This window comes from Caulobacter segnis ATCC 21756, assembly GCF_000092285.1.
Lineage (GTDB): Bacteria > Pseudomonadota > Alphaproteobacteria > Caulobacterales > Caulobacteraceae > Caulobacter > Caulobacter segnis.
In genome coordinates this window covers 620,409-637,885 of the sequence record NC_014100.1, presented here as the reverse complement: position 1 = coordinate 637,885, position 17,477 = coordinate 620,409, and the positions used below count along the sequence as shown (strand labels likewise).

Here is a 17,477-nt window from a genome sequence, read left to right as displayed (position 1 = left end):
CTCGTCGGAGCAACGCCGGATGAGCCGGTCAGCGCAGCACCTGCAAGAGGCGGCCGATTGGCTGACCCGCCTGCAGCGGCCGGAGGTCGACGAGACCGACTGGCTGGCGTTCGACGCCTGGCTCTCCGAGCCGGGCGCGCAGGAGGCGTATGACGCCATCCAGGCCGTCGACGAGGAGATCTTCCAGCGAGGTTCGGCGATCCGAGGGGAACTAGCCGAGCCCAGGCGCGTCGCGGCGAAGCGGGCGTTCTCGATCGACTGGCGTTGGCTGGGCGGTCTGGGCGCGGCCGCCGCCGCGGCCGCCGTCGCGATCACCGTCGCGCCCTGGGGCGAACTGCTGCCACAGCCGGATACGCTCTACGCCACCGCCAAGGGCGAAAGCCGCGCCCTGCAGCTGGCCGACGGCACCCACATCGACCTGAACACCGACTCCCACCTCTCCGTCCGCCTGGAGAAGGACGCGCGTCGCGTCACGGTCCATGAAGGCCAAGCCCTGTTCGACGTGGCGCACGACAGCGCCCGCCCGTTCCTGATCACCGCCGGTGACGAGACGGTGCGCGTCGTCGGCACCCGGTTCGACGTTCGTCGCCGCGACGGCCAGCTCAGCGTCACCGTGCTGCGCGGTCTGGTCGAGGTCTCCACCGACGGTAATGACACGCCGATCCAACTGCGCCCTGGCCAGATGCTGGAGCATGTCGAAGGCGCCTCCGGGGTCTCGGTGCGGTCCGTGGCGGCCGAAGACCAAGTGGGTTGGCGCTCGGGCCGACTGATCTATCGCGACCAGCCCTTGGGCCGGATCGTCAGCGACATGAACCATTATTTCGACCGCCCTATTCGCCTTGAAGGCGAAAACACGGCGACACTTCGGTTTTCCGGCGTATTGATCGTGGATGGCCAGGATGCGATGGTTCGCCGCCTGACCAGCCTGATGCCTATTTCGGCGACGCCGACCGATGATGCCATTGTCCTGCGCGGAAGGTCCGCTTCGAACTGACGCGCATAGGCGGACCCGACCCTGAGGCGGGCCCCTCTCCTTTTCGCCGCCAGTATTCTGGGACTTGGCCTTGGCGGACGCGGTGAGGCCGCCGCCGTCGATGCGCGCGTGCGGCTGGATATCCGCAAGGCCACCGCCTCGGAAACCCTGATCGAGCTCGGCGTGCGGATGGGCGTGAGCGTCGGCGGCGTCGACGCCTGTAGCGGATCGGGAGCGCCCCTCGTCGGCGCTTTCACGCTGCGGGAGGCCCTCGACCGCGCCATTGCGGGACGAGGCTGCGCCTACGCCTTCGTCGATTCCCGTACGATCCGCTTCTCGCCGGTCAGGCCCGCGCCCAGGCCGCAGATCGTCGCCCGACCGGTCACGCCGGCCGTGGTCGAACCCGTCGCGCCGCTCGCCCCGCTGATCGTCACCGCCGGCAAACGCCCCGCGCGGCTGGGCAGCCTTCCCGGCGGCGTCAGCGTCATCGGCTCGCCTCAGTTGCAGGACACCGGCGTCGGCGAGACCGCCTCGGTGTCGCGCCAGACGGCCGGCTTCATCACCACCAACCTGGGCGCGGCGCGCAACAAGATCCTGCTGCGCGGCCTCTCCGACGGCACCTTCACCGGGCGCACCCAATCGACAGTGGGCACCTATCTCGACGATCTGCCGGTCAACTATAACGCCCCCGATCCGGACTTGCGGCTGATCGACGTCGATCGCGTGGAGGTGCTGCGCGGCCCGCAGGGCGCCCTCTACGGCGGCGGCTCGCTGAGCGGCATCTACCGCATCGTCACGCGCCCTCCTGAACTCGGCGTCTATGCGGCGTCGGCCGGGACCACCTTCGCCGACACGGAGTCCGGGTCCAACAGCTATCGCTTCGAGGGCCTGGTCAACGTACCGACCAGCGCCCAATCGGCCTTGCGAGCCATGATCTATCATGACGTCGACGGCGGCTATCTGGACGATGTGAACCTGCGCCTGTCGAACGTGGACAGAACCACGCGCCGCGGCGGCCGCGTGGCCTGGCGCGCCGAGCGCGGCGAGTGGGAGGTCCGGCTGGGCGCCGCCGGTCAGAGCGTCTCGTCCAAGGACACCCAGTACGTCACCCTGGCTCCCGGCGGTCCGCGCCGGGCCAACCAGGTGCGCGAGAATCATCGCAACCGGCTGGGGCAGACCTCTCTGAAGGTCAGCGGCGCGGGCGACTGGGGTCGCTTCGAGTCGGTGACCGGCTATGTCACCCACAAGTTCGCCAGCCGCTACGACGCCACCCTGGCCCTCACCCAATTCGCCGAAGAGGGCCTCGAGCTTGGCCTGTACGACGAAAGTTCGCGGGTGCGGATGGCCATCGAGGACGCGCTCTACACCGGTCCCGAGCGGGGCCGGCTGCGCTGGATGGTGGGCGCGTTCGCCGCCAGCAGCATCGAGGAAGGCGACGCCGAACTCCGCGTCCGGACCTCAAACGCCACGCGCACGATCTACAACGAGGACCGCAAGGACCTGCTGAACGAATACGCGGTCTATGGCGAGGCCAGCTACGATCTCGGCGGCGGCTGGAAGGCCGCCGTGGGCGGCCGCAGCTTCAAGACCTCCGTCCATACCCGCTCCTACGTGCTGGCGCCGTCGCCGGGCGTCTCGCGGGATCTCGACCGCAAGGCCTCGTTCAGCGGCTTCTCGCCGAAGATCTCATTGCAAAGAGACCTGTCCGGCGGCGGCATGATCTACGTGCTGACCTCGGAAGGGTATCGCGCCGGCGGTTTCAACTCGGGCGGCCTGGTGACCCCGTCGGAAACCCGCCGAACGTTCCGGCCCGATCACCTGCGCAACTACGAGCTCGGCGCCACCCTGACGCCGTTCAACGCTCGCCTGAACCTGCGCACGGCCCTGTTCTATGTCGATTGGCGCGACATCCAGACCGACCAGTATTTCTCTTCGGGCCTGTCCTACACCGCCAATATCGGTGACGGTCGCAACCGCGGCGTCGAGATCGAGGCCGCCTGGCGAGCGACCGGCCGCCTGACCGTGTCCGGCAACGCCCTGTTCAACGAGCCCAAGCTGACGCGCATCGCGCCGGGTTTCGGCATCGGGGCGACGGCCAGCCTGCCCGGCGTGCCCGACGTCTCGTTCGGCAGCCTGATCACCTATCATCGTCCGCTGACGGCCAACGCCTCGATGATGCTGACGGCCGAGACCGGCTATATCGGCCGATCGCGCCTGACCTTCGACCCGCGCTACTCGCCGTCCATGGGCGGCTACTACACTGGCAAGCTGTCAGCCCAGGTGATGACCGACCGCTGGCGGGCGGCGATGTTCGTCAGCAATCCCTGGAACAGCTCCAGCGACACCTTCGCCTACGGCAATCCGTTCAGCTTCGGCCAGGTGCGCCAGGTGACGCCTCAACGCCCGCGGACCTGGAGTCTGGCCCTCTCGGCCAATTTCTAGACGCGGTCGTCGCAAGGCCTACATATTTCTTGCCAGTTTATCGGAGGGGCGAGCCTGACGGCGGCGTCATCTTCTGTGAGAGCGGCCGCGGGGGCTCGGAACGCTCGATCAGGGATTTCGAGTGATGGCCAAGCTTTCCGCGTTGCTCTGCGTGCACAACGAGGAGCAGCGTCTGCCCGCCTGCCTGGCGGCCCTGGCGTTCTGCGACGAGATCGTCGTCGTCGCCGATCGCTGCAACGACGGCACCGAGGCCATCGCGCGCCAATACGGCGCCCGCGTCATTTCAGGCATCTTCCCGATCGAGGGCGCGCGCAAGCACGCCGGCCTGGCGCGCTGCACAGGCGACTGGGTGCTGGAGCTGGACGCCGACGAAGGGGTGACCTCCGCCTTCGCTGAGGAAGTGCGCGAAACCATCGGCCGCGCCGGCGCGGCCGACTGGTATCAAGTGCCGATCGACAACTACATCGGCGACCAGTTGGTTCGTCACGGTTGGGGCGGTTCGTTCGGCACGTCCTCGGCGGCGCGCCTGTTCCGCTTGGGCGTCAAGTCGTGGAAGTCCGAGCGCGTGCACCCCGGCGCCAAGCTCGATGGCGTCTATGGCGGCCGCCTGACCCAGCCCCTGCGTCACATGGTCGACGAGGACATTGGCGACATGTTCGCCCGCCTGTCCCGCTACACGGCCTTGCGCGCTCAGGACCTGGCCGACAGCGGCAAGATCAAGAGCGTCGCGGACGACGCGTTCCGCGGCGTCCGCCGGTTCCTCAAGTGCTACATCTCACGCAAGGGCTATCGGGAAGGCGACCTCGGCTTCCTGATCTCGCTGATGGCGGGCCTCTATCCGATCCTGTCGAACCTGCGCGCCCGCGAGATCCTGCGTAGCCGGGCCCGGGATGTCGCCGACCTGCCGTCGTCGGCTCCGCTGCCCCTGCGTCGCGTTGAGGCGGCGAGCCAGTAAGCCGCCCATGCGGAGTTCAGCGCCCCTCGTCTTTCGTCTGATCCTGGGCCGAGAGCTGCGCCTCTGGGCGAGGGCCGGCCGCGCGCCCCTGCTGTGGTGGCGCGACGATGACGCGCGCGCGCCGACCGAAGCGCTCGATCGACTGCTGGAGCTGTCGCGACGCCACAACGCCCCGCTGACCTTGGCCGCGATCGCCGGGCCGCACCTCCCCGCGCTGGTCCGACGGGTCGAGGCCGCGCCGGCGGTGGAGATCGCCATCCACGGGTTCAACCACATCAACCGCCAGCCGCCGGGGCGAGGCTTCGGCGAGATCGTCGCCGAAGACAGCCTCGAGTGGGTCGGCGCTCAGTTGCGCGCTACGGTGATGGCGTTCCATCGGGCGGGCGCCCGACCGACGTTGTTCGTGCCGCCCTGGAACAATCTCGCGCCGCAACTTCTGGAGGCGGTCGGCGGCTCGGCCATCACCGCTATTTCGGCCTTCGACGAGAACCGCCAGTCGGGCCAGGGCGCGATGCGCCTGGACGCTCACCTCGACGTGCTGCGCTGGAAGGGAGGCGGCCGGTTCAGGGGGCGCTGGCGCTTCCTGTCACGGATGCGCCGCCTGATGGCCAAGCGCCGGCTTTCGGGTCGGTGGGACGAGCCCATGGGCGTCCTGACCCATCATCTGGATCACGATGCGGCGACCTGGGCGTTCTTGGATGAGTTCCTGGCGGCCTTCCCGATCCACGCGCGAGCGGATCTGATGCTGGCCGCTCCGCCGGAACGAGAAGCGCTCAGCGCCTGAGGCGGGGGCCTAGGCCAGTTCCGGCCGGTCGCGGAGACACTCGCCGATCGCGCGGGCGCACCCGGGCAGGCCGAGCGCTCCCACGAACGACATGGCTACGGCGCAAACCAGCATGATGGGTTGGAAGATGCGCATCGGGAATCTCCACACGGCGTTCGTCGGTGGCACTGTGCCGGAACAGTAAGACGGAACCTTGACGATTGTTCCGCGCCCGAACGGAAAAATTCAGAGGGCGTCCTTTTCGCCACGCGCGACGCCCAGCCCATAGGCCCGCCGCGTCGCTTCGATGCGGTCAAGCTTGGCGTTCAGCGGCCCCCAGTCGTCGGCCTGATCGATTGGCGCCCAGAGGGCTTCGACCTCGTCGATGATCAGCTCTTCCGGCTCCGGCTTCTGGAACACGGCGTCGGCCAGGCGCTCGGGCCTGTCCGGCGCGTAGTCGGCCAGGCGCGCGCGGAAGGCTCGGAACGCCTCGCCGTCATAGAGTCCGGCTCTCGGGCCGGAGAGCGCACGCGCCTCGGACGCCTCGCCGCCGAACCAGTCGAAGAAGAACGGCTCCCAACGCAGCGCCTCGCCGCCCTCGGCCAGGGCGCGGAAAGCCGCGTTGACGAGCTCGACGTCATGGTCGGGACCGCGGCCCTCCAGTCCAAGCCGATCCAGGATCGCCTCGCGCAGCGCCGTCCGATAGGCGTCCGAGAAACCGTTCAGCGCCGCCAGCAGTCCGGCCTGCTCACCCACCAGCGTCAGGCAGGCGGCAAGCTGTTGCAGGTTCCAGAACACCGCCTCCGGCTGGCGTCCGAAACTGTAGAGGCCCGACTGGTCGAAATAGGCGGCGACGAAGTTCGGGTCGTTACGCGGCAGGAAGCGCCAAGGGCCGTAATCGAAGCTCTCGCCGGTGACGACCATGTTGTCGGTGTTCAGCACGCCATGCACGAAGCCCGCCGCCATCCAGCGCGCCAGCAGACGCGCGCTGGCGGCGACCACGGCCTCCAGCAGCGCCGCCGGACGATCGGGCGCGTCGCCCAGATGCGGGTGGTAGGTCTCGACGACATGGTCGATCAGGACCGAGATCAGGTCGCGGCGATCGAAATAGGCCAGCCGCTGGAACGTGCCGAATCGGATGTGACTATGGGACAGCCGGGTCAGCACGGCCGAGCGCGTGGGGCTGGGCTCGTCGCCACGGGTCAGGGCCTCGCCGGTCTCGACCAGCGAGAACGCTCGGGAGGTGGGCGCGCCCAGCGCCTCCAGCAGGCCGGCCGCCAGGACCTCGCGCACCCCGCCCTTCAGGGTCAGTCGGCCGTCGCCCGATCGCGACCACGGCGTCCGCCCCGAACCTTTGGTGGCCAGGTCGAGCAGACGATCCGTCCCGGCCTCGCGCAGCTGCGCGAACAGGAACCCTCGACCATCGCCGAGATCGGGGTTGTAAACGCGGAACTGATGGCCGTGATAACGCATGGCCAAAGGCGTTGGCTGATTGTCCGGCAGCGGCGCGAAGCGGCCGAAATTACGGACCCAGGCTGCGTCGGTCAGTCCGTCGAGCCCCACGCTGGCCGCCGCGCGGTCGTTCCGATAGCGGAGGACCGTCTGCGGGAAGTCCGCCGCCTCGACAGGATCGGCGAAATCGGCGCCCAGGGACTGGAAACGGGGGTCGGGACGGTAGGCTGACGACAGGGACATGCTCGCCAAATGAGGCCGACACAGCCGGCGCGCAACCCTTCTTCGAAAGTACATGACGCTCGACGAACGTTGTCACATCCCAGCAACAGAAGGCGCTAGGCCTTTTTGTCACAAGGGATTTTGCTTGCCGAACACAACGACGGCGCCTAACCCTTGGCTATCCATTCGAACGGTCGTTCGAGCGGAGCAACGAAAAACAAGCCTGGGGATGGGCAAGCGTCTCCGGGCCAACGAACCGAGGTAGGAAATGCGCTTCACCCAGGTGCTTTGCGGCACTGCGTCCGCTGTCGTCCTCGTTGGTCTTGGCGCCTCCAGCGCCGCACAGGCTCAAGAGAGCGACGTTCAAACCGTAGACAGTATTATCGTCACCGCCCAGAAGCGGGAGCAGAACCTGCAGGATGTGCCGGTCGTGGTGACCGCCGTCGGCGCCAAGCTGCTGCAAGACACCGGCGTCAAGGACATCAAGGACCTGACGATCCTGACACCGGGCCTCACCGTGACCTCGACCTCTTCCGAGGCCTCGACCACCGCCCGCGTGCGCGGCGTCGGCACGGTCGGCGACAATCCCGGCCTCGAAAGCTCGGTCGGCGTGGTGATCGACGGCGTCTACCGCCCGCGCAACGGCGTCGGCTTCGGCGACCTTGGCGAAATGGAGCGGATCGAGGTCCTGAAGGGCCCGCAAGGCACCCTGTTCGGCAAGAACACCTCCGCCGGCGTCATCAACGTGATGACCAAGGAGCCCGAGTTCGGCTTCGGCGCCAACGCCGAGCTGACCTTCGGCAACTATGACGCCAAGGGCGCCTCGGCCTCGGTCACCGGTCCGCTGTTCGAAGACAAGCTGGCCGGCCGCCTCTATGTCGCGGCTCGCCAGCGTGACGGCTACAACGACGTCGTCACCGGCGCGGGACCATCCAAGCGCGACCAGGACGCCGACCAGAACTTCTATACCGTCCGTGGCCAGCTGCTGTTCATTCCGGACGACAAATCGACCTTCCGCGTGATCGCCGACTACAGCCGCCGGGACGAGAACTGCTGCGGCGCGGTGCAGATCCGCACCGGCCCGACCTCGGCCATCCTGGCGGCGGTGTCCGGCCAGGCGACCCCGGTGGCCGCCACCGCCGATCCCTTCGATCGCGTCGCCTATTCCAACCGCGGCGCGCCGGCGAAGATCGAGGACAAGGGGATTTCGCTGCAAGGCGACATCGACCTGCCCTTCGGGTCGCTGACCAGCATCTCGGCCATCCGCAACTGGCGCACCGACAACGGCCAGGACTCCGATTTCAGCACGGCCGACATCACCTATCGCAACAAGGACGGCTCCAACTATTCCGAATTCACGACCTATACCCAGGAACTGCGCCTGGCCGGTCGCAGCGACAAGTTCGACTGGCTAGTCGGCGCCTTCCTGGCGGACGAGCGCCTGGAGAACCGAGCCAACTTCTACTTCGGCAATCACTACGAGCAGTATCTGGGCCGCCTGCTGTCGCGTTCCGCCACCAACCCAGCGGGCGTCGCCAACTTCATCGCCCTGCTGCTGAACCGCGCGCCCAACACGTCCTTCGCGCCGGGCCAGGGCCTGCGCGACCGCTATGACCAGCGGGCCACCACCGTGGCCCTGTTCACCAACGACACCTGGCACGTGACCGACGCGTTCGAGATCACCGCCGGCCTGCGCTATACGTCCGAGAAGAAGAAGCTCGACACCTACCAAACCAACACCGACGGCGGCGTCGGCTGCGGCACGGCCTTGACGCCCGCCGGCCAGGCCCGGATCGCCAGCATCGTCGGCGCGGCGAATACCGGCACGATCATCGGCAACCTGTGCCTGCCCTGGGCCAACGCGCTGTTCAACGGTCGCGGCACGAAGCAGGAGCGGACGGACAAGGAGTGGAGCGGCACGGTCAAGGCCTCGTACCGCTTCTCGCCCGAAGTGTTCAGCTACGCGTCGTTCGCGCGCGGCTACAAGGGCGGCGGCTTCAACCTCGACCGCACCCAGTCGTCCAACGGCCTGCCGTCGGGCGGCACGGGCGTGACGCCGATCTACGACACCTCGTTCCCGGCCGAGTTCGTCGACAGCTACGAGCTGGGCCTGAAGAACACCCTGTTCAACCGGACGGTGCTGCTGAACATCAGCGGCTTCTATCAGAAGTTCACCGACTTCCAGCTGAACACGTTCCTGGGCACCTCGTTCGTGGTGCGCTCGATCCCCGAGGTGACGTCAAAGGGCGTCGACGCCGACTTCCTGTGGTTCACGCCGGTCCGTGGCCTGACCGTGCAGAGCGGCTTCACCTACGCCGAGACCAAGTACGGCGACCAGCCGATCCCCAACGATCCGGGCAACGCCCTGGCGCTGCTCCCGGGCAGCCGTCTGTCGCTGGCGCCCAAGTATTCGACCTCGGGCTCGCTGACCTACGAGACCCCCGTCGGCGACAACATGAAGGCCCGCTTCAACATCGGCGCGAAGTACTCGTCGTCGTATAACACCGGCTCGGACCTGTTCCCGCCGAAGGTTCAGAAATCGTACACCGTCGTGAACGGACGCGTGGGCCTGGGCTCGGCCGACGAGCGCTGGACCATGGAGCTGTGGGCTCAGAACCTGCTGAACGAAAAGTACATGCAGGTCGCCTTCAACGGCCCGCTGCAGGGCTCCTCGGGCCTCAGCGCGACGCAGAAGACCTACAATGCGGCGCTGGACACCATCACCTACGACGCGTTCCTGGGCGCGCCGCGGACCTATGGCCTGACCCTGCGCTCGAAGTTCTGACCGGGAGGGGGAACCCTCGGGCCGACAAGGACCCGAGGGCTTTCGGAAGAGGAAGGGCGATCCGGGAGACCGGGTCGCCCTTTTCCGTTTCATCTCGCCGACTTTCTCGCCTTTTCGACTTTCGGGGCTTCCAGAGCACGGCGCATCACCCCAGCATGGCTCGGGGGTATGGGTTCACGCCGGGAGACCGCCAACATGAAGACGATCCGCTTCCTCGGAGTCTGGATCTGCCTCGTGATCGGTCTGGCGCTCGGCGCGTGGAGCCTGCGGACGCCAGCCCCGCTGCCCGTTGACGCGCAGCCCACCGCCTTTTCGGCCCAGCGCGCGATGGCGGACGTCACCGCCCTGGCCCAAGCGCCCCACCCCACCGGCTCGGCCCAGATCGCCAAGGTTCGAGACCATCTGCTGACACGGATGAGCGAACTGGGGCTGGAGGTCTCCGTTCGCCCCGACCAGGGCTTCTACGCCAGCGCCCAAAATCCCCGGTCTCTGACCGTCGCCTCGGTCCAGAACCTGGCCGGCGTGCTGCCCGGGACCCAGCGCGACCTGCCCGCCGTGCTGGTCATGAGCCACTATGACTCGGTCCACAACTCGCCCGGCGCCGCCGACGACGCGGCCGGCGTCGCCGCGGCTCTCGAGATCGCGCGCGCCCTGAAGGCCGGCGGCCCCGCCAAGCGCGACGTGATCTTCCTGTTCACCGACGCCGAGGAGGCCGGCCTGCTGGGCGCGGACGCCTTCTTCGCCCGCGCGCCCTTGGCCGAGCGCGTTGGCCTCGTCGTCAATCTCGAGGCGCGAGGCGACGCGGGGCGGGCGGCGATGTTCCAGACGGGGCCCGGCAACGGAGCGCTGATCAGCCTCTACGCGCGCGCCGCCAAAGGTCCTTCGGCCAACTCCCTGGCGTCGACGGTCTATGCGAAGATGCCCAACGACACCGACTTCACGCATGCGGTGCGTAAGGGCCTGCCTGGCCTCAACCTGGCCTTCATCGACGACCAGCTCGCCTATCACACGCCTCTGGCCCGCGCGGATCATCTGGAGAAGGGCAGCCTGCAGCATGTCGGCGACCAGGTGTTGCCCACCATCCGCGCCTTGGCCGACGCGACCGCGCTGCCGCCGCCAGCGCCCGACGCGATCTATTCGGACGTGCTGGGCCTCTTCATGGTCAGCTATCCGCCAATCGTCGGCTGGGTCCTGCTGGGCGTCGCCGCCCTGCTGACCCTCTTCGCGGCCTGGCGCGCCTTGAGCCTCGGCGCCGCCGGCGGCTGGGAGATCGCTCGCGGCGCGGCGGGCCTGCTGCTGGTGGCGACGACCGCCGCCCTGATCCTTCACCTGGCCGGCCGGCTGCTGATGGTTCGCGACATCCAACGCTACTACGCCCTGTTGATCGGCTTCGACCAGCTGCTGTGGGGCGCCGCCCTGCTGGCGATCGCCGCGGCCCTGGGCGTCGCCACCGCCATGGCGCGGGGCGCGAGCCGGATCATCCCGTGCGTCGTCGCCCTGGTCCTGGGCGGGGCCGGCAGCCTCGTCGGCGGCTTCGATCCCATGGGCCTTGGTCTCGGCGTCGCCACCGCCCTGCTGGCCGCGCTCGCCCTGGGCTATCGGACCGACGCCCTGGGCGGGTGGATCGGCGCGCTGGTCGTGTTGCTCGTCCTGGCGCTCGCCGCGCAGATCCTGGCGCCGGGCGCGACCGTGATGCTGACCTGGCCGCTGCTGATCGCGGCGTTCGGCGTGGCGCTCGTGATCGGGATCGGCGGGACGCGGGACAAGCGCGTGGCCCTGGCCCTGACCGGCCTGATCGGCGCGCTCGCCATCGTGGTCCTCGCCCAGCTCACCGCCTGGGCCGCCTTCACCTTCGCGGGGCTTGGCCTGCAGGAGCCAGCGGTGCTGGCTCTGTTCGCCATGCTCGCCGCGCCGGCGCTTTCGCCGTTGACGCACGACTTCGCCACGACCCGTTGGGCCTGGCGCGCCGCCCTCGTCCTGGCCCTGGGCGGAGGAGGCCTGCTCACCGCCGCGGCGCTGGCGGAGGGGTCCGCCCAGCGCCCCGCCCTGACCAGCGCCCTGCATGTCGCGGACCTGTCGACCGGCAAGGCCTGGCGGGTCGCCGAGCAGCCGCGCCTCGACGCCTGGACCAAGGCCGCCCTGCCCGACGACGGCGGCTCGCAACCCGCTCGGAAGACGCTGCCGCCGTTCTGGCGAAAGCCTGTCTGGATGTCGGAGACGCGGGCCGCGCCCGTCGATGTCCCGCAGCTCTCCATCGACCGCGCCGAGGACCGCCTGCTGATCCGGCTGCTCCCCGCGCCCGGCGCCGAGTGGGTCAGCCTGCGCCTCAAGCCCAATGGTCCGCTCAGCCAGCCGCGCCTCAACGGCCGACCGATCAGCCTGACGACCGAGGCGGGGCAATGGTCGGTCCTGACCTATCACGCGCCGGACGCCAGCGGCGTCACGCTCAGCTTCACGACGACGGGCCCAGGCCAGGTCGAGGTGGCGGCGCTGGAGTATCACAACGGTTGGCCGCGTCTGGCCAAGGCCCCGCCGCCCAAGCCCGCCGGCCTGATGGCCTTCGGCATGTCGGACAAGACGGCGGTGCTGGTGCGAGGCCAGATGAGCTGGTGAGCCCGCTCTAGACCGCGAAGACGCCCTCGCCCGGCTCCTTGGCGTAGAGCGCCGCCACCCGGTCGGCCCGGCGCTCCAGCGTCGCGCGCTGGTTGACGTAGCCCTTGTCGGTGATCTCGCCGGCGTCGATCGACGGTGGTTCGGTCAGGATCGTGAAGCGGGCCACGCGGCGCGAGGACCCGCCGGCCCCGGCGTTGAAGGCGCCCAGCCGCTCGCGGAGGATCGCCACCAGCTTCTCCAGCGGCGTGCCCGGTCCCGGGTCGGCGACCAGGGCCGCCAACCCCGTGGGCGAGGGCCATAGCATCGCGCCGATGAATGGCTTGTCCTGGCCGGTGATCACCGCGTCGTGGATGTAGGGGCTGCAGGCGGCGACGAGGTCGGGCCGCAGCACGCCGACGCTGACCCAGGTGCCGGTGTCCAGCTTGAAGTCCTCGGTCACCCGGCCGTCGAAGACGAGACCCTTCGAGGGATCCTCCGGGTCGACGAAGCGCGCCGCGTCGCCGAGGCGGTAGAAGCCCTCCTCGTCGAAGGCGGCGGCGGTCTTCTCCGGGTCCTTGTGGTAGCCGGCCGCCACGGTCGCCCCCTTGACCCGCACCTCGTACTTGGACCCGCTGGGGGCCAGCTTCAGCTGGATGCCCGGCAGCGGTAGCCCGACCAGGCCGACCCGCTCGGTGATCCAGTGGGTGACGGTGACGCCTTGCGTCTCGGTCGCGCCGTACATCGTGGTCAGCGGGATGCGGTGGCCGGTCTCGGCCACGGCCAAGGCCTGGATGCGCTCATAGACGTCGTTGGACAGGGTCGCGCCGCCATAGCCCATGTAGCGCAGGTTCTTGAAGAACGATCGCCGCAGCTCCGGGTCCTTCTCCATCGCCTCGGCCAGCATGGAGAAGGCGATCGGGGCCGAGCCGAACACGACGGGCGAGACCTCGTAGAGGTTCTTGATCGTCGTCTCGAACATGCCCGGCAGCGGCTTGCCCTCGTCGATGTGCAGCGTCCCGCCGCCCCAGATCACGGCGTTGAAGGTGATGTTGCCGGCCGAGATGTGGCTCCAAGGCATCCACTCCAGGCTCTGGGGAATGTCGTCGGTCTCGGGCTCGTCGGCGCGCAGGCCCTCCTGGCCGGCGATGACCCCGGCCATCATGCCGTGGGTCTGGGGCACGGCCTTGGGCAGGCCCGTCGAGCCGGAGGTGAACAGGTACTTGGCCACGGTCGCGGGGCCGACGCCCTCCAGCGCCGCCTTGAGCGCCGGAGCGGGCGGCGTGGCGGCCACCGCCTGGTAGGGAACCGCCCCCTCGCCCGTTCCGTCGGCGGTGACGATCAGCAGGCTCGGATCCAGCGCCTTCAGGGTCTCCAGCGCCTTGGCGAACATCGCGCCGCTCTGGGCGAAGACGACGCGCGGCGCCACGCGCTCGAAGCAGTGCTTGAGCTTGGCGTGGTCGGTCGAGATCAGGCTGTAGGCCGGGCTGACCGGCGCGGCCGGGACGCCGGCGGCGTAGGCCCCCAGCGTCATCAGGGCGTGCTCGATCGAATTGGCCGACAGGATCATGACGCTGTCGCCCGCCGTCAGGCCCTGGTCCAGCAGCCACTGGCCGATCCCCTCGATCTGCCGCAGCGCATCGCCATAGCTCACTTGTCTCCAAGGGCCGTGGCCGGGTTCGCGCTGCTTCAGATACGGCCGCTCGGGATGCTCGGCCGCCTTCTGCGCGAACAGATGGGCGATCGAGCGGGGGCCTTCCCCGGGAGGATGGTTCGAGGTGATGACGATCGAGCCGTCGGCCCGGCGCTCGACGCTGACGTCGGGGCCCTTCATCGGCAGCGGCTTGAACGGAGCGGCGGAAGGCTCGCGCACCGGCGAGCCGCCGTCGGGCGGCGTCATGGTCTCACTCCCTCAAGTTATCATTGTTCTGTTGACGGTGAGCCCAAACCGCTCGCGCGGCAAGACTGACGTAGGGGGAGCGCCGCGTTCCGAGCCCGTTCAGGCCCGCCGCCGGACCCTGCGCGCCGCCCGGGCGGCGGCCTCGACGGCGGAGACCTGCTGGGCGAAGGTCTCCAGGCAGACCCCGAAGCGCTCGCCGCAACCGCAATCGATCACCGGCAGGAACCGCACGGTCTCGATCGTCGCCCGCCCGGCGACGCCGCAACGGGGGCAGGGGAATTCAAGCTCTACGCCACCAACGTCCAGACCCGCCATGCCGGTCGCTCCCGCCGCGCGCGCCTTCCGAATCCCTCGGAAGACGTCTCGACGATGACAGGCGCCGCGCCGCCCGTCCCTGCGACGTTCTGTCCGATCTAGGCGACGCCCAGACCCCGCCAGCATGGCAGCACGGTGTCGGCGAAGACGGCCGCCTGGGCCTCCAGCGCCGCCTTCGCGGCCTCGGCCGGCAGGGGCGCGCCGCCCGAGACCAGCGCCTGGCCCTGCTCGGCCAGGGTCCGCGCCGCGAAGGCCGCCCAGTCATTCGGCCCGCCGCCGTCCCGCTCCCGCGCCAGCCAGAACAGCTGGTGGAACCGCTGGGCGGAAACCGACCCGCCCGTCACCGGCGAGGCCAGGAAGCCGAGGTCCGTCGCCTCGGCGGCCCGGCGCGCCAGCTCCAGGTTCAGGGACCGCGCCGTCCCGGCCCCGCGCGCCGCCGTCTCGGCCCCCTGCGCCGAGGCCACCACGCCCTGGGCCATCAGCAGCGCGATGGCCGTGGTGAGCTGGCCAAAGGCCGTGCCCTCGGGCGCGACCGCCTCCAGCTCGCCGATCGGGCGCGCCTGGCCATCGCCCAGGGTCTCGAGGATCACGTCGTACAGCGGCCCGCCCAGGGCCACCTCGGCGAAGGTCCCGCGCGCCTTCTCCAGCGGCTGGCCGGCGGGCTTGGCCATCACCACGCGCTGGTCGCGCAGGGCCCGGCGCTGGTCGGCGGGCGCCAGCGGCGAGAGCCCGCGCAGCCAGTAGTCGCGCCGGAACTGGGCCTGGACGGCGAAGTCGCGGAACGTTTCGCGCAGCGACGGGTCGGGCAGCTCGCGCAGGAAGCTGGCCATGCCGGGCGAGACGTTCAGCTCCTCGACCTGGTCGGGCATATAGGCCGAGGTCGCGAACGACAGCTTGGCCCCCGACAGCCGCGCCTCGACGTCGGCGAACCACATCGGATGCCAGTCGCGGTTCATGTACTCGTGGACCATGTAGGCGCGGTCCTGCTTGAGCAGGCCCTCCAGCCGGTCGATGACGCCGGGATTGATCCGCGAATAGACCGGATCCTCGGCGAAGAAGCGCTGCATGGTCAGCAGCGCGGCGTCGAGATTGGCGGCGGGGCCCAAGCCCGGCGCGCCCAGCGTCTCGGCGTGGCGCTTCATCAGGTGGCGCAGCGGCCCCGCCATCGCCCAGCCCGGCTGGGTGTTGTAGGAGATGTAGACGAGGCCGCCGGGCTTCAGCTTGCGGCGCAGGAACCCGACGATCTTCTCCCGCGCCGCGTCGTTGACCCAGCTCCACACCCCGTGAAGGGCCACGAAGTCGAACTCCGGCAGGCCCGGCCGCTCGGCGAACTCGTCGAAGGCGTCGTCGGTGAAGTGGGCCTTGGCCCCGCTGGCGGCGACCAGGTCGCGGGCGAACACCGCCTGGGCCGGCGCGAAGTCGCAGCCCCACCAGTCGATGTCGGCCTGGGTCGCCGCGTGCAGCGCCGCCGAGCAGCCCTGGCCGAAGCCCAGCTCGCAAGCCGTCTCGATCTTCGGCGCCCGCAGGCCCTTCAGCAGCAGCGGAAAGGCCGCCCGGACCGGGTTCAGCTCCGGATAGGCGCCATAGGTGTAGCCCGTCTCGACCACATAGCCGGCGCTCCAGTCCTCGTTCATCCGTGCCCTCCCCGAGTCAGCCCACGGTGGGCCGGGGACGGTGCGGCGGCAAGGGGGTGAAAGAGCGGCGTTATGTCACCTCCGCTCTCCCTTCCCCTTGATGGGGAAGGGTTGGGGATGGGGTGACTGGTGAGGTGGCGGTGGCGCGCGGCCTCGATCGCCGTTTTCACCCCCACCCTACCCTCCCCCATCAAGGGGGAGGGAACATGAGGGATCGGCTTCACGCGGCTTGCCGCTGAAGGTTAGGAAGGGGACGCGGAGCGCCGGACGTCCGTCCGGAGAAGATTGAGTAATACCGTTTCGACGAAGCCCGACGCTCCGCGCGATCGTTATCCGGTGAGCCCTCGACGCGCGGGGTTTTAACCCGCTTCCGAAAGAGGCCCCCGGCGGGCGGGCCGGGCTGGCGACCCGGTCCCCGGACCGTCCGGGCGATTTCAGCCCGAACCTAGATCCCGCTCGACCACCCCCGACAGCCGTCACGATCGCCGGCCGGACGTCCCTTCCAAGCCATCGGGTGAGGACAAGTATGGGCGGCGATTCAACGCGGATGATCCAGCGGCGTGTAAAAGTGGGAAGTGCTTGAAATCGTTCGGTTCTATTCCGGATACGCGGATGATGGAGCGCCGCGAATGCTCGTACTTGCCCCCTCCGCGCTGACGCGCTCCTCCCCCGGAGGGGGAAGAAGGGCGCTTCCTTCCGCCCCCTCCGGGGGCGGACGACCACGCGGAGCGTGGTCAGGTGGGGGCCCGCGGCGCTTCAGCTATGGCTGCCGATATACTTCCGCACCTCTTCCTCGCCGGACCCGGCATGGTCGACGGCTTCGTTCAGGACTTCCTCGGTGACGCCCAGCATCTCGGTCCAGTAGCGCACCGCCTCCGGCTCCCGGACGTCGATCCGAGGGGTGGCGGGATGGGGGTGGTCGTCGGACATGGCGGTCTCCTTCACGGAGTCGAAGCCGTGAGAGACCCAGGAGTTCCGCCTCGCGCCTCAGCGCTTCTTGCCGAGCTCGGCGGCGATGTCCTTGGTCATCTTGCCGACCTTGCGGTGGGCGGCGGTGATCTGCTCGCGGGTCACGCCCCAGCGCTTCATCCAGTACTCGACGGCCTGGCGCTCGGAGAGATCCAGGCGGTCCTTGTCGATGAAGCCGCGCTTGTCCTTGAGGCCGGCCATCAGCGGCTCATCCACGGCTTGGACGCGCCCGTCGCGACCCGCGCCGCCTGCTGGCGCTGGAACTTGCCGCCCCGCGGCGGCTTGGGCCGCCCATCCAGCGCCGCCTGCTTGAGCCGCAGCGCGCGCTGCATCGGGGTCTCTTCGGGCGGGGCTTCGAGGGGCGGGGCGTCTGAGGTCATGGGGGGATCATATCCCTCTTCCGTAAGGAGAGGGAGGGGCCCGCGCGATACCCAAGACCGCATACGCCAGGCCTGGACGCCCGGATAGCTAGGCCATA

General features: G+C 69.3%; 14 protein-coding genes and 1 pseudogene. 6 read left to right on the top strand and 9 right to left on the bottom strand.

Features of this window, described 5'->3' with window-relative positions; genetic code table 11:
• Nucleotides 1-19: 19 nt before the first annotated feature.
• From CSEG_RS02965 to CSEG_RS02950, 4 genes are all read left to right on the top strand, one after another.
• Nucleotides 20-994, top strand: a complete 975-nt coding sequence (locus CSEG_RS02965; RefSeq protein WP_013077781.1) for a FecR family protein — start codon at nucleotides 20-22, stop codon at nucleotides 992-994.
• A gap of 108 nt (nucleotides 995-1,102) precedes the next feature.
• Nucleotides 1,103-3,415, top strand: coding sequence for a TonB-dependent receptor (locus tag CSEG_RS02960; RefSeq protein ID WP_013077780.1), 2,313 nt, complete (start codon nucleotides 1,103-1,105; stop codon nucleotides 3,413-3,415).
• Between the two features lie 124 nt (nucleotides 3,416-3,539).
• Nucleotides 3,540-4,370, top strand: coding sequence for a glycosyltransferase family 2 protein (locus CSEG_RS02955; protein ID WP_013077779.1), 831 nt, complete (start codon nucleotides 3,540-3,542; stop codon nucleotides 4,368-4,370).
• 7 nt (nucleotides 4,371-4,377) lie between these two features.
• Nucleotides 4,378-5,154 (top strand): polysaccharide deacetylase family protein, encoded by a 777-nt coding sequence (locus CSEG_RS02950; RefSeq protein WP_013077778.1) that lies wholly within the window; start codon nucleotides 4,378-4,380, stop codon nucleotides 5,152-5,154.
• A gap of 9 nt (nucleotides 5,155-5,163) precedes the next feature.
• On the opposite strand, the gene CSEG_RS02945 is transcribed toward CSEG_RS02950, so the two are convergent.
• Both CSEG_RS02945 and CSEG_RS02940 read right to left on the bottom strand, forming a co-directional pair.
• Nucleotides 5,164-5,289: a hypothetical protein gene (locus CSEG_RS02945; RefSeq protein WP_013077777.1), complete on the bottom strand. Its 126-nt coding sequence runs from the start codon at nucleotides 5,287-5,289 to the stop codon at nucleotides 5,164-5,166.
• Nucleotides 5,290-5,379: 90 nt separating this feature from the next.
• Nucleotides 5,380-6,828 carry a protein adenylyltransferase SelO gene (locus tag CSEG_RS02940; RefSeq protein WP_013077776.1) on the bottom strand — a complete coding sequence of 483 codons (1,449 nt, stop codon included), beginning with the start codon at nucleotides 6,826-6,828 and terminating at the stop codon, nucleotides 5,380-5,382.
• Nucleotides 6,829-7,075: 247 nt separating this feature from the next.
• Between CSEG_RS02940 and CSEG_RS02935 the strand changes: the two genes are divergently transcribed.
• Entirely contained in the window at nucleotides 7,076-9,592 is a 2,517-nt protein-coding gene (locus CSEG_RS02935) for a TonB-dependent receptor (protein WP_013077775.1), read from the top strand.
• Nucleotides 9,593-9,787: 195 nt separating this feature from the next.
• Complete coding sequence (locus CSEG_RS02930; RefSeq protein WP_013077774.1) at nucleotides 9,788-12,205, top strand: M20/M25/M40 family metallo-hydrolase; 2,418 nt, start codon at nucleotides 9,788-9,790, stop codon at nucleotides 12,203-12,205.
• A gap of 7 nt (nucleotides 12,206-12,212) precedes the next feature.
• Here CSEG_RS02930 and CSEG_RS02925 read toward each other — a convergent pair whose 3' ends face one another.
• The 7 genes and pseudogenes from CSEG_RS02925 to CSEG_RS02905 form a co-directional block, all read right to left on the bottom strand.
• A complete protein-coding gene (locus tag CSEG_RS02925) occupies nucleotides 12,213-14,081 on the bottom strand; it encodes an AMP-binding protein (RefSeq protein WP_013077773.1) in 1,869 nt (622 codons plus the stop codon).
• Between the two features lie 99 nt (nucleotides 14,082-14,180).
• Nucleotides 14,181-14,396: a hypothetical protein gene (locus CSEG_RS02920; RefSeq protein ID WP_013077772.1), complete on the bottom strand. Its 216-nt coding sequence runs from the start codon at nucleotides 14,394-14,396 to the stop codon at nucleotides 14,181-14,183.
• Between the two features lie 98 nt (nucleotides 14,397-14,494).
• Nucleotides 14,495-16,030 carry a class I SAM-dependent methyltransferase gene (locus CSEG_RS02915; protein WP_013077771.1) on the bottom strand — a complete coding sequence of 512 codons (1,536 nt, stop codon included), beginning with the start codon at nucleotides 16,028-16,030 and terminating at the stop codon, nucleotides 14,495-14,497.
• 643 nt (nucleotides 16,031-16,673) lie between these two features.
• Nucleotides 16,674-16,747, bottom strand: a pseudogene (locus CSEG_RS23675) (hypothetical protein); the annotation flags it as partial.
• Between the two features lie 39 nt (nucleotides 16,748-16,786).
• The gene (locus CSEG_RS21835) at nucleotides 16,787-16,960 is read right to left on the bottom strand and encodes a DUF3606 domain-containing protein (protein ID WP_013077770.1); all 174 of its coding nucleotides are present in this window, start codon (nucleotides 16,958-16,960) and stop codon (nucleotides 16,787-16,789) included.
• A gap of 57 nt (nucleotides 16,961-17,017) precedes the next feature.
• Nucleotides 17,018-17,200, bottom strand: a complete 183-nt coding sequence (locus CSEG_RS02910; protein ID WP_013077769.1) for a DUF3606 domain-containing protein — start codon at nucleotides 17,198-17,200, stop codon at nucleotides 17,018-17,020.
• Nucleotides 17,200-17,379 (bottom strand): hypothetical protein, encoded by a 180-nt coding sequence (locus tag CSEG_RS02905; protein WP_013077768.1) that lies wholly within the window; start codon nucleotides 17,377-17,379, stop codon nucleotides 17,200-17,202. Before CSEG_RS02905 ends, CSEG_RS02910 begins: the two co-directional genes overlap by 1 nt.
• Nucleotides 17,380-17,477 lie beyond the last annotated feature (98 nt).

Coding starts and splice junctions, on each gene's coding strand:
- CSEG_RS02965 (WP_013077781.1), top strand. CDS start 20: ATGAGCCGGTCAGCGCAGCACCTGCAAGAGGCGGCCGATTGGCTGACC.
- CSEG_RS02955 (WP_013077779.1), top strand. CDS start 3,540: ATGGCCAAGCTTTCCGCGTTGCTCTGCGTGCACAACGAGGAGCAGCGT.
- CSEG_RS02950 (WP_013077778.1), top strand. CDS start 4,378: ATGCGGAGTTCAGCGCCCCTCGTCTTTCGTCTGATCCTGGGCCGAGAG.
- CSEG_RS02945 (WP_013077777.1), bottom strand. CDS start 5,289: ATGCGCATCTTCCAACCCATCATGCTGGTTTGCGCCGTAGCCATGTCG.
- CSEG_RS02940 (WP_013077776.1), bottom strand. CDS start 6,828: ATGTCCCTGTCGTCAGCCTACCGTCCCGACCCCCGTTTCCAGTCCCTG.
- CSEG_RS02935 (WP_013077775.1), top strand. CDS start 7,076: ATGCGCTTCACCCAGGTGCTTTGCGGCACTGCGTCCGCTGTCGTCCTC.
- CSEG_RS02930 (WP_013077774.1), top strand. CDS start 9,788: ATGAAGACGATCCGCTTCCTCGGAGTCTGGATCTGCCTCGTGATCGGT.
- CSEG_RS02925 (WP_013077773.1), bottom strand. CDS start 14,081: ATGACGCCGCCCGACGGCGGCTCGCCGGTGCGCGAGCCTTCCGCCGCT.
- CSEG_RS02920 (WP_013077772.1), bottom strand. CDS start 14,396: ATGGCGGGTCTGGACGTTGGTGGCGTAGAGCTTGAATTCCCCTGCCCC.
- CSEG_RS02915 (WP_013077771.1), bottom strand. CDS start 16,030: ATGAACGAGGACTGGAGCGCCGGCTATGTGGTCGAGACGGGCTACACC.
- CSEG_RS21835 (WP_013077770.1), bottom strand. CDS start 16,960: ATGTCCGACGACCACCCCCATCCCGCCACCCCTCGGATCGACGTCCGG.
- CSEG_RS02910 (WP_013077769.1), bottom strand. CDS start 17,200: ATGGCCGGCCTCAAGGACAAGCGCGGCTTCATCGACAAGGACCGCCTG.
- CSEG_RS02905 (WP_013077768.1), bottom strand. CDS start 17,379: ATGACCTCAGACGCCCCGCCCCTCGAAGCCCCGCCCGAAGAGACCCCG.